Below are 10,722 nucleotides of genomic sequence, written 5' to 3' on the forward strand. Positions count from 1 at the left end.
GCTACGGCTCGGCGGCAGCGCAGCGCAGCGACGGCCACGGCCACGGGCACGGCCACGGCAACGGGCACGGCAACGGCCATGGCCACGGCAACGGGCACGGCGACGGCAGCGGCAACGATCGCGGCCTGGGGACTGTCCAAGGTCACCCGCGACGCTTCCGGGACGGGCGCCGGATAGGGTCGGGCGGTGCGGACGAAGCAGCAGCTGACCGACGACATCCGGAGCGAGCGGCGCGCCGCGCTCGTGGTCAACGCGCGGTCGCGGCGGGGGCGGCAGTTCTACGATGACGCGCACGCCCGGCTGCAGGCGGCCGGGTTCAAGCTGCTCGGATCCTACGGCGTCGAGGGCGATCTGGAGCGGAGCCTTCAGCAGGCGATCGACCTCGGCCCGGACCTGCTCGTGGCCGGTGGCGGCGACGGGACGATCAGCACGGCGGGGCGGATGCTGGCGCACCGGGACATGGCGCTCGGGCTGCTGCCGCTCGGCACCACCAACAACTTCGCGCGGACCGTCGGCATCCCGCCGGACCTGGACACGGCCGTCGCGACGATGACCGAGGGCGCGGTGATCGATGTGGACCTCGGGATCGCCGGTGACATGCCGTTCACCAATCATGTCGGCGTCGGCCTCTCCGCCGAGGTGATGATCAACGCGCCGAGCCGGCTCAAGAGGGCGATCGGGCGGTTCGCGTACCCGATCACCGCGCTGGGCCTGTTGAGAAAGCACAGACCACTGCGGGCGACGGTTCGCGCCGGCGGGCGGGAGATCGTCTTCGCCACCCACCAGGTGTACGTGGCGAACGGTGGTTTCCACGCCGGCCGGCCGATCACCGCTGACGCGCACGCCGACGACCGGCTGCTGGTGGCCTACCCGGTGGGCGGCGCGACCCGCCGTGAGCTGCTGCGCGAGACGGCCCGCAACGCGTTGACGGGCCACCGCCGTACCCTCCATGAACGTCCTTTTCTCGCGGTCGGCGAGCTGTGGCTGGAGACGGATCGGCCGGCGGCGGTCGAGGTGGACGGTGAGCCCTGCGGGCAGACGCCGCTGCGGATCGCCCTCGATGCGAACGCGCTGCGGATCATGGCGCCTCCGGGTACTGAAGATCACTGACACAGCATGTTGGGTTGCGCGAACGAACGCCCGCCCAGATATGGTGTCTCCCGCAGCTGGTTCGGCCCCGCGCGAGCGGACGCCGAGGCAAGAGGGAATCCGGTGGAAGTCCGGAACTGCCCCGCAGCGGTTAGTGGGAACGACCGCCGTCAACGAAGCACTGGACCGCGAGGTCTGGGAAGCGACGGCCATTAGGCGATCTTGAAAAGGATCACGCCCGCGAGTCCGAAGACCTGCCAGCGCGCCGCATGCCACCTGGCGTGCGGCGGTCGAAGGTCGCGTGGGACGACCGACGCCGAAAGCCGGCCGCCACGCGTGCCCGGTGGCGTCTCCCCGTGCCCCGAGACCATGGGCTCGCGAGGAGAGAGCAATGCACACCGAGCAACGACGGCACACGATGCAGGTCCGCAAGCGCAACGGCGAGACCGAGCCGGTCGACGTCAACAAGATCGTCAAGGCGGTCGAGCGCTGGGTCGCCGACCTGGACGAGGTCGACCCGCTGCGGGTCGCCACCAAGACCATCAGCGGGCTCTACGACGGCGCCACCACCGCTGAGCTGGACAAGCTGTCGATCCAGACGGCCGCCGAACTGATCAGCGAGGAGCCGCAGTACTCCCGGCTCGCCGCCCGGCTGCTCGCCGCGTTCGTCGAGCAGGAGGTCGGCGAGGAAGGCGTCACCAGCTTCAGCGAATCGATCAGGCTGGGGCACCAGCAGGGTCTGATCAGCGACGAGACAGCGACATTCGTCGCGGACAATGCGACAAACCTCGACCGGGCGATCGATGACGCGAACAACCTGCGCTTCGAGTATTTCGGGCTGCGCACCGTGGCCGACCGTTACCTGCTGCGGCACCCCACCAAGCGGACGGTCATCGAGACACCGCAGCACTGGCTGCTCCGCGTCGCCTGCGGCCTCTCGCAGACCGCCGACGAGGCGATCGGTTTCTACCGCCTGATGTCCAGCCTCGCCTATCTTCCCAGCTCACCGACGCTGTTCAACTCGGGCACCCGGCACACTCAGATGTCGAGCTGCTTCCTCGTCGACTCGCCGAAGGACGAGCTGGACTCGATCTACGAGCGGTACCACCAGGTCGCGAAACTCTCCAAGTTCTCCGGCGGCATCGGCATCTCCTGGTCGCGGGTCCGTGGCCGCGGCGCGCTCATCCGGGGCACGAACGGCAAGTCGAACGGTATCGTCCCGTTCCTGAAGACGCTCGACGCGGGCGTCGCGGCGGTCAATCAGGGCGGCCGGCGCAAGGGCGCGGCCTGCGTCTATCTGGAGCCGTGGCACCCGGACATCGAGGAATTCCTGGAATTGCGGGACAACACCGGCGAGGAGTCCCGGCGCACCCACAATCTGAACCTGGCGAACTGGATCCCGGACGAATTCATGCGCCGCGTCGAGGCCGACGAGGACTGGTCGCTGATCGACCCCTCGGACGCGCCGATGCTGCCGGACCTGTTCGGCGACGAGTTCACCGAGGCCTACCAGGCGGCCGAGAAGAACGCCGTCAAAACCGTCAAGGCCCGCGATCTGTACGGGCGGATGATGCGCACCCTGGCGCAGACCGGAAACGGCTGGATGACGTTCAAGGATCCGTCCAACCGGCTGTCCAATCAGACCGGCGCGCCGGGCAACGTCATTCACCTGTCCAACCTGTGCACCGAGATCCTCGAGGTGAACAACGACGACGAGACAGCGGTCTGCAATCTCGGCTCGGTCAATCTGGGCGCGCACGTCACAGCGGACGGGGTGGACTGGGAGAAGCTGCGGGAAACGGTGCGGACGGCCGTGGTCTTCCTGGACCGGGTCATCGACATCAACTATTACCCGGCGCAGCAGGCCGCCGCGTCGAATCCGCGCTGGCGGCCGGTCGGGCTGGGCCTGATGGGATTGCAGGACGCGTTCTTCACGCTGCGGCTGCCGTTCGACTCGGCCGAGGCGCGGGAATTGTCGACACGCGTGCAGGAGGAGATCTTCCTGACCGCGCTGGAATCGTCGGCCGCTCTCGCGGAGCGATTCGGCCCGCATCCCGCGTACCCGGAGACCCGCGCGGCCAAGGGCGATCTGCACCCGGATCTGTGGGGCGCCACGGTGTCGCAGACGTCGCGCTGGACCGCCGTGAAGGAGCGGATCGCCGAGCACGGTCTGCGGAACTCGCTACTGATCGCGATCGCTCCGACCGCGACCATCGCCTCGATCGCGGGCTGCTACGAGTGCATCGAACCGCAGGTCAGCAACCTCTTCAAGCGCGAGACGATGTCGGGCGAATTCCTTCAGATCAACACCTATCTGGTACGGGAATTGAAGTCCCGCAATCTGTGGACCGGCCCGATTCGAGAGGCGATCAAACGCGCCGAAGGCTCGGTGCAGGGCATCGCCGAGCTCCCCGCCGACGTGCGGGAACTGTTCCGCACCGCGTGGGAACTGCCGCAACGCGCGCTGATCGACCTGGCCGCGGCCCGGGCGCCGTACATCGACCAGTCCCAGTCGCTGAACCTCTTCATGGCCGCGCCCACCATCGGCAAGGTCTCGTCGATGTACCTGTACGCCTGGAAATCCGGCCTGAAGACCTCGTACTACCTGCGGTCGCGCCCCGCGACCCGCATTCAGCAGGCGACCGTCTCGGTGGCACCGAGCGTCATCCCGGCGCTCACGCCCGCCGAAGCCTGCTCCCTGGAGAACCCCGAATCGTGTGAGGCCTGCCAGTAATGCTGCTCGACCCCGGAATGGACCTGACCCTGCGGCCGATGAAGTACCCGCACTTCTTCGACCGTTTCAAGGACGCCATCAAGAACACCTGGACCGTCGAGGAGGTCGACCTGCACTCCGACCTCGCCGACCTGGCCAAGCTGACGCCCGCCGAACAGCACCTGGTCTCCCGGCTCGTCGCGTTCTTCGCCACCGGCGACACGATCGTCGCGAACAATCTGGTGCTCAACCTCTACCAGCACGTCAATTCGCCGGAGGGCCGGCTCTACCTGTCCCGGCAGCTGTTCGAGGAGGCCGTACACGTCCAGTTCTATCTGAATCTGCTGGACACCTACGTGCCCGATCCGGACGAGCGGGCGGCGGCGTTCGCGGCCGTCGACAACATTCCGTCGATCGCGCGCAAGGCCGAATTCTGCTTCCGGTGGATCGACTCGGTCTTCGAGCTGCGCGAGCTGCGGACGAAGGCGGATCGTCGGGCGTTCCTGCTCAACGTGATCTGCTTCGCCGCCTGCATCGAGGGGCTGTTCTTCTACGGCGCGTTCGCGTACGTCTACTTCCTGCGCTCCCGTGGTCTGCTGCAGGGGCTGGCGTCCGGCACCAACTGGGTGTTCCGCGACGAGAGCATGCACATGGCGTTCGCGTTCGACGTGGTCGACCAGGTGCGTGCCGAGGAGCCGGACCTGTTCGACGCGGAGATGGAGCAGCAGGTCCGCGACATGCTGGCCGAGGCCGTGGAGTGCGAGGTCCAGTTCGCCGCCGACCTGCTCGAACAGGGCGTCAGCGGGATGTCGCTGGGTGACATGCGGGAGTACCTGCAGCACGTGGCGGACCGGCGGCTCGCCGCGCTCGGCATCGCGCCGGTCTACGGCAGCGGAAACCCGTTCGCCTTCATGGAGCTGCAGGACGTCCAGGAGCTGTCCAACTTCTTCGAGCGGCGCGTCTCGGCGTACCAGGTGGGCGTGACCGGCACCGTCAGCTTCGACGACGACTTCTAGGGCTTACGGCCACGGAAAACGCCCCGGGAGATCAGCTCCCGGGGCGTTCGCCGTCGATGGATCAGGCCCGGGCCGAGGCCTTCTCGTCAGGGGTCTCGCCGGCGGCTGCGGCGGCCTCCGCCTCGGCGAGGATCCGCTCGTCCTCCGCCTTGTGGCTGCGGTACTGGTTGATCGCGTAGACCAGGGCCGCGGCCCAGGCCAGGTAGATCACGGCGTAGATCGAGTAGCGGACCGGGTCGGACGCGTCGATCCAGTCGCTGCGCAGCAGGGACCGGGTGTTGGTCAGGATGATCACACCGCCGACCGCGGCGCCGAGCACCCTCGGCGGGATGTGCCGGACCAGCCAGGCGGCGATCGGCGCGGCGATCATGCCACCGATGAGCAGCGCGCCGACCCAGCCGTAGTCGATGTTCTCGTCGCTGAGGCCCCAGAGGAAGCCGAGGCTCGCGGCGACCGCGATGAGGAACTCGCTGGTGTCGATCGAGCCGATCGTCTTGCGCGGCTCGAGGCGGCCGCTCGCCAGGATCGCCGGGGTGCCGACCGGGCCCCAGCCGCCGCCACCTGTCGCGTCGACGAACCCGCCCACCAGGCCCAGCGGGGCGAGGAACCGCTTGCGCAGCGGCTTGCCGAGGTGGCCCTTGGGCAGCCCCTGGAAGGTGAAGCGCAGGAACACGTAGAGGCCCAGCACCAGCAGGATGATCGCCATGAGCGGCGCCGCGGTCTCGGTCGACAGGTTGGAGAGGAGCGTCGCGCCGGCGAACGCGCCGACGGCGCCCGGCACACCGATCCGAAAAACGACCTTCCAGTCGACGTTCCCGAACTTCCAGTGCGAGAAGCCGGAGACCAGCGTGGTGCCGATCTCGGCTAGGTGCACGGTGGCCGAGGCGGCGGCCGGGTTGGTTCCGATCGCGAGCAGCAGCGTCGTGGACGTGACGCCGTACGCCATGCCGAGGGAGCCGTCGACGAGCTGAGCGCCCAGGCCGACGAGCGCCAGGAGGAGAAGTTTCCGCATGTCTCTACCGCCAGTGGTGGATGGGGTGGATACGTGCCCCTGCGGGTTGGCTGCACTGCCTACCTTCGGCTGTATCGCCGACCGAGCCTGCATTTCCTATTTATTGGATCGGAGATTAGTTGCTGAAGTGGCGGACGGCAAGATGTGAGCCACGCAAGGTGCTGTGTGAGGGGGATCATCAGTGGCAGACGCGGACGATGTGCGCCGCCTCGCGCTGGCGCTGCCGGAGGTCGTCGAGATCGACAGTGACGGCTTCGACTTCCGGGTGGGCAACAAGGGTTTCGTCTGGTCGTACCCGGAACGTGTGCCCGGAAAGCCGCGCCGGATCCGCACCGACGTGGCGGTTCTCTTCGTCGGCGACGAGGCGGAGAAGCAGGCCCTGCTGCTCGGCGAGCCGGCGCTGTTCTTCACGACACCCGGCTACGACGGCCTGCCGCTGGTGATGCTGCGTCTTCCCGAGGTCTCGGTGGACCGCCTCGAGGAGCTGATCACCGACGCCTGGCGGATGCGCGCGCCCGAGGATGTCGCCGGCTGACTGTGCGCTCCCCGGACTAAGTTACCTGTGGGTTGCCTGTGCAGATCGTTTTTGATTAGGTGAGCCTTACCTTATCTGGGAAGGCTTTCATGTCTCTGGAAGTGGACGGCGTCAAGAGCGCCGTGGAAATCACCGACCGCGTCGACCTGGAGGCGCTGGCGGACGTCTATCGACGCGTGCACGCCGCCGACCTGCACCTGGTCGATCACAGCGACCCGTCGCTGGAGGACCGGCTGCGCTGGACCGCCGAGGCGCCCGGCTTCGAGGCCGCTGTCGGCTACGTCGACGGCGAGATCGTCGGCACCGTGATGGGGTGCCCGCTGCCGGCGGAGACCCTGTGGTGGCGGGACCTCACCGACGCGCAGGATCCGGAGCTCGCGGTCGAGTGGGAGGGGCGCACGTTCGCGGTCTGCGAGGCGTTCGTGCTGCCCGAGTACCGCAAGCACCGGCTCGGCGTACGGATGATGAACGACCTGCTGGAGCGGCGTTCCGAGGAGCGGGTCTGCCTCGCCGTCACGGAGACCAACACCCGGGTCTGGCACGCGCTGCAACGGCTGCGGTTCCAGCACGTCGGCGACCTGGTGCCGTTCCCGGGCTGGCGCTCACACCGGATGCTGGTCCGGGCACTCCCGCTGAGCGCGTCCCGCTGACCCGCGTCCCGCTGATCCCACCCCGATCTTGGCGGTTTCCCGAAGACGGCTGAGCAAATCGCCAAGATCGGGCGCGGGCGGGACGGGCGGGACCGGCGGGACCGGCGGGACCACGGGACGCGGGACGAGCGGGGTCGCGGCAGCGGCGGACTAGGCCTTGGTGGCGGCCTTGCGGTATGCGAGCAGGCCCAGGACCAGGCCGGCCAGGCCGGCGACCAGGCCGGCGATGCCCCACGCGGTGCCGTTGCCGGAGTCGCTGTCGTCCGCGTCGTCGGCGGCGACCGCCTCGGTGGTCGCCGCGGCCGAGGGAGCGGCTTCCGCGGCGCCGGCGGCGGTGAGCTTCAGGACCGGGGCCGGGGACTCCGGCTCGGTGCCGTCGGAGGCGGGCTCGTCGATCCAGCGCACGATGTTGCCGTCCGAGTACGTCTGCAGCGCCTTGAACACCATCTGGTCGGTCTTCGGCAGCGGGCCGAGCGACACGTCGAACTCCTGGAACGTGCCCGGCTTGATCTCCGAGCCCTTCGCGGCGGTCCAGGTGATCTTCGAGACCGCCTCGGTGAGCGGGGCGCCGTGCACCTCGACCGGGGTGGCCAGCTTCGACTTCTCGGTGGTCGCGGTCCAGCCCGGCACCGGCTTGAGCGAGACCGAGCCGATCGGGGCGTCGGTCGGCAGGCTGACCTCGAGCTTCGTGGTCAACGCGGTGTCACTCTCGTTCGGCACCCGGAACGACACCTTGGTGTAGCCGCCCTGGGTGGCGGTGCTCGGGTTGACTGTCACGTGTGCGGCGGCGGGGGACGCCACGGCCAGCACGAAGGCGGCCACCACGGTGGAGACGGCGGCGGTACGGCGGAGATTCATCGGGAACCTTTCAGGCCTCACGGCGACGGACATCAGGGAGATCACGCCTTACGGCGACGGATGAACACGAAACCGGCCAGGCCGGCGAAGATCAGGATCAGCACGCCCGCGACCCAGGCCAGGGTGGACGAGCCGCCCGAGTCCGAAGCGGGAGCGGCCTCGACCGGGGGAAGCTGCGTGGGCGTGCCGTCGATGGTCAGCTGCGAGCTGTAGGCGTCACTCTGCGGCGTCACCGAGACGACCGGGCTGGGTTCGGCCGCGGACGGGTCGTCGAGGGTGAACGTGTAGGACCCCTTCACGGTGTGCCCGTCCGTGGAGACGACCTGGTAGGCGACCGTGTAGACACCGTTGGTGAGCGGCTCGTCGAACGTCACCGACCCGGTCGCCCCGTCGATCTTCGGCTCGGACGTGGGAACCTTCTGCTTCCCCGCGTCGGTGACCGAGATGACCGTGTAGTCCGGGTCGAGCTTCTGCAGGAACTTCAGCTTCACGCTCGACGGCGCCTCGGCCAGCGTGGCGTTCTTCGCCGGGGACGCGTCGGTGAGCGCGTTGTGCGCCCAGGCCGGGACGCCAGGCAGGAGCACGGCCAGCATGGCGGCGAGCGCCATCACGATCCGAGGAGCGCTTCGCCGATCCACCCGCTTTCCGGGCAGCCGGGCGGGATGGCGAAGACGGCGGATCCGATCGGTGTCGTCCATTCGTTCAGCAGGTCCTTCTCAGCGAGTCGCCGTTGGATGGGCAGGTACTGGCGGTTGATGTCAGCTTGGTACGAGGCGAATATGAGCCCGCTGTCGGGTCGGCCGTCCGCGTCCGGCGCCTCGTCGTAGTTGTACGGCCTCCGCAGGATCTTGAACCGGGGATCGGTCATGTGCGCCCGGGTCACGTGCGCGAAGTCCGGCATCACCGGCAGCCCGGTCTCGTCCGCCACGGTGAAGTCCGGCTCCTCGTGCTCCGCCGTGCCGGTCAGCGGAGCTCCCGACTCCATCCGCCGGCCCACCGCGGCCTCCTTGTCGGCGACGCTCAGCAGGTCCCACGTCTCGATCTCGGCGCGGATCCGGCGGACTACCAGCGTCGTGCTGCCGTCCGGCGCCCAGACCGCTGTCTCCATCGCCGTGTCCCGCGGGTTGGCCGTACCGTCCAGCTGGCCGAGCACATTACGCTGAGTGAACCCGGCCGGGTGCACGCCGGGGCTGCGGCGGAACCCGCGCTGCACCCAGCGGACCGCCGCGAACGGCCGGGCGTCCTTGATCAGCATCCGCTGCGCGTGCGTGACGGTCAGCGCGTCGTCCGCGCAGACCTGCAACAACAGGTCGCCGCCGGTCCAGCGGTCCTGGAGCCGGTCGATCGGGAAGCCGGGCAGGTCGGCGACCGGGGAGGTCAGGCCGGCCGCACGGTAGAGGCCGGGACCGAAACCGAACGTGACGGTCAGCGCGGCCGGAAGCACCGCGAGCGGGGCATCGGTGTCACCCAGCGCCGGCTCACCGCGGGTCAGGCGGGAGGCGTCGTCGGTGAGCAGGCGCAGCATCCGGCGCAGGGCGTCCCGGTCGGAACCGCGATGCAGCGTGAACGACAGGAAAGCGGCGTGCGCGGGCGGTTCCGTGGTGACGCCCGCCTGCCTGACGCCGTGGAACGGGACTGTGGCTTCCCCCGTACCCACCGCGGCAGTCGGGTTTTGATCTGCCAGGGTGACGCCGGCCGCGGCCGCGGCACCCAGCCCGGCCACCGCCGCGGAGGCGAGCGCCACCCGGCGGGACATCGTCACGAGTGGCCCATGCCTGGGTCGTAGCTCTCCTGGGCGCCGGCGAACGGCTTCGCGACTGCGGTGAACGCGACGGTGCCGCCGCCGGCCAGCGTCAGCGTGAACGACAGCTCGTCGCCCGGTTTGATCGCCGCGGCCGGCTTCATCAGCATCAGGTGATCCCCGCCGGGCGCCAGCTCGTGCGTCGCCCCGGCCTTGATCACGAAGCCGCCCTCCTTCGGCTGCATCACCATCTTGCCGTCCTTCATGGCCATGGTGTGCAGCTCGATCGGCGAGGCCGGGGACGTCGCCGACTCGACAGTCACGTCCGCGCCGGTGCCATTGACCAGCGTGCCGAACGCCGCGGTCATGCCGCTGTCCGCGGCCTTCACCCAGGGGTCACGCACGGTGAGGGCGCTCGCCGGCGCGGCGGCCTCCGCCGCCGGCTCGCCGCCGTTCTCCGTGCTGGCGCAGCCGACCGCGAGGGTTGCGGTCAGTGCGGAGACAACTACTGCGAGGGTACGGCGGGACAGGACGACAGTGGGCATCGGGCTTCCTCAGGCTCGGGATCGACCGTTAGTCGCCACTCGGCGGGCTGTGGTTCCCGCGAACTTCCGCTGAAAAGTCGCTGGGAGATTTCCGCAGGTCGGCATCGCGGTAGAGCCGGCGCTGCGCGGTGAAGCCGGCGCTGCGCGGAAAGGTGTGGACGCTCTGGCCCCACAGAATGACATCGCGGCCCCTGAGCCGTAGCCCAGCCAGGTCAACACGCCGGTTAGCCTGCGCCAGCTACGGCTCGGAGTCGCGAGCCGTAGCCCAGCCAGGTCAACACGCCGTTTAGCCTGCGCCAGCTACGGCTCGGAGTCGCGAGCCGTAGCCCAGCCAGGTCAACACGCCGTTTAGCCTGCGCCGGCTACGGCTCGAAGTCGCGAGCCGTAGCCCAGCCAGGTCAACACTCGGTTTAGCCTGCGCCAGCTACGGCTCGCGGTGGGCGGCCGTAGCGCAGAGCGGTTATCGAACCTTGGAGTCAATCAGTGGTTGCAACACTCGATTGATCAGGGGTTTTGATGGGGAAGATGGTGCCTCGTGGGGTGCAGGTGCGGTTCTGGGAGCA

Annotated in this window: 10 protein-coding genes and 1 riboswitch; of the genes, 5 read left to right on the top strand and 5 right to left on the bottom strand. The window is 68.9% G+C overall.

Features of this window, described 5'->3' with window-relative positions; translation table 11 throughout:
• Positions 1 to 186 precede the first annotated feature (186 nt).
• From AB0F72_RS39365 to AB0F72_RS39375, 3 genes are all read left to right on the top strand, one after another.
• The gene (locus AB0F72_RS39365; RefSeq protein ID WP_360443369.1) at positions 187 to 1,110 is read left to right on the top strand and encodes a diacylglycerol kinase family protein; all 924 of its coding nucleotides are present in this window, start codon (positions 187 to 189) and stop codon (positions 1,108 to 1,110) included.
• Positions 1,111 to 1,150: 40 nt separating this feature from the next.
• Positions 1,151 to 1,366, top strand: a riboswitch (cobalamin riboswitch).
• A gap of 114 nt (positions 1,367 to 1,480) precedes the next feature.
• On the top strand, positions 1,481 to 3,823 hold the full coding sequence (locus tag AB0F72_RS39370; protein ID WP_360443372.1) for a ribonucleoside-diphosphate reductase subunit alpha: 2,343 nt from the start codon (positions 1,481 to 1,483) through the stop codon (positions 3,821 to 3,823).
• On the top strand, positions 3,823 to 4,818 hold the full coding sequence (locus AB0F72_RS39375) for a ribonucleotide-diphosphate reductase subunit beta (protein ID WP_360443375.1): 996 nt from the start codon (positions 3,823 to 3,825) through the stop codon (positions 4,816 to 4,818). The genes AB0F72_RS39370 and AB0F72_RS39375 overlap by 1 nt, the downstream gene beginning before the upstream one ends.
• Positions 4,819 to 4,879: 61 nt before the next feature.
• Here AB0F72_RS39375 and AB0F72_RS39380 read toward each other — a convergent pair whose 3' ends face one another.
• Complete coding sequence (locus AB0F72_RS39380; protein WP_360443378.1) at positions 4,880 to 5,830, bottom strand: sulfite exporter TauE/SafE family protein; 951 nt, start codon at positions 5,828 to 5,830, stop codon at positions 4,880 to 4,882.
• Between the two features lie 181 nt (positions 5,831 to 6,011).
• On the opposite strand from AB0F72_RS39380, the gene AB0F72_RS39385 reads away from it, so the two are divergent.
• Positions 6,012 to 6,365: an MmcQ/YjbR family DNA-binding protein gene (locus AB0F72_RS39385; RefSeq protein ID WP_360443381.1), complete on the top strand. Its 354-nt coding sequence runs from the start codon at positions 6,012 to 6,014 to the stop codon at positions 6,363 to 6,365.
• Positions 6,366 to 6,454: 89 nt separating this feature from the next.
• Positions 6,455 to 7,015 (top strand): GNAT family N-acetyltransferase, encoded by a 561-nt coding sequence (locus AB0F72_RS39390; protein WP_360443384.1) that lies wholly within the window; start codon positions 6,455 to 6,457, stop codon positions 7,013 to 7,015.
• A 150-nt stretch (positions 7,016 to 7,165) separates the two neighbouring features.
• On the opposite strand, the gene AB0F72_RS39395 is transcribed toward AB0F72_RS39390, so the two are convergent.
• From AB0F72_RS39395 to AB0F72_RS39410, 4 genes are read right to left on the bottom strand one after another with little or no spacing between them, the layout of a single operon-like run.
• Complete coding sequence (locus AB0F72_RS39395; RefSeq protein ID WP_360443386.1) at positions 7,166 to 7,873, bottom strand: YcnI family protein; 708 nt, start codon at positions 7,871 to 7,873, stop codon at positions 7,166 to 7,168.
• 41 nt (positions 7,874 to 7,914) lie between these two features.
• Positions 7,915 to 8,481 carry a copper resistance protein CopC gene (locus AB0F72_RS39400; RefSeq protein WP_360443395.1) on the bottom strand — a complete coding sequence of 189 codons (567 nt, stop codon included), beginning with the start codon at positions 8,479 to 8,481 and terminating at the stop codon, positions 7,915 to 7,917.
• The gene (locus AB0F72_RS39405) at positions 8,481 to 9,629 is read right to left on the bottom strand and encodes a Dyp-type peroxidase (protein ID WP_360443398.1); all 1,149 of its coding nucleotides are present in this window, start codon (positions 9,627 to 9,629) and stop codon (positions 8,481 to 8,483) included. Before AB0F72_RS39405 ends, AB0F72_RS39400 begins: the two co-directional genes overlap by 1 nt.
• A gap of 2 nt (positions 9,630 to 9,631) precedes the next feature.
• Positions 9,632 to 10,159 (bottom strand): copper chaperone PCu(A)C, encoded by a 528-nt coding sequence (locus AB0F72_RS39410; protein ID WP_360443389.1) that lies wholly within the window; start codon positions 10,157 to 10,159, stop codon positions 9,632 to 9,634.
• Positions 10,160 to 10,722 lie beyond the last annotated feature (563 nt).

It is taken from the genome of Actinoplanes sp. NPDC023936 (genome assembly GCF_040639325.1).
Classification (GTDB): Bacteria; Actinomycetota; Actinomycetes; order Mycobacteriales; family Micromonosporaceae; genus Actinoplanes.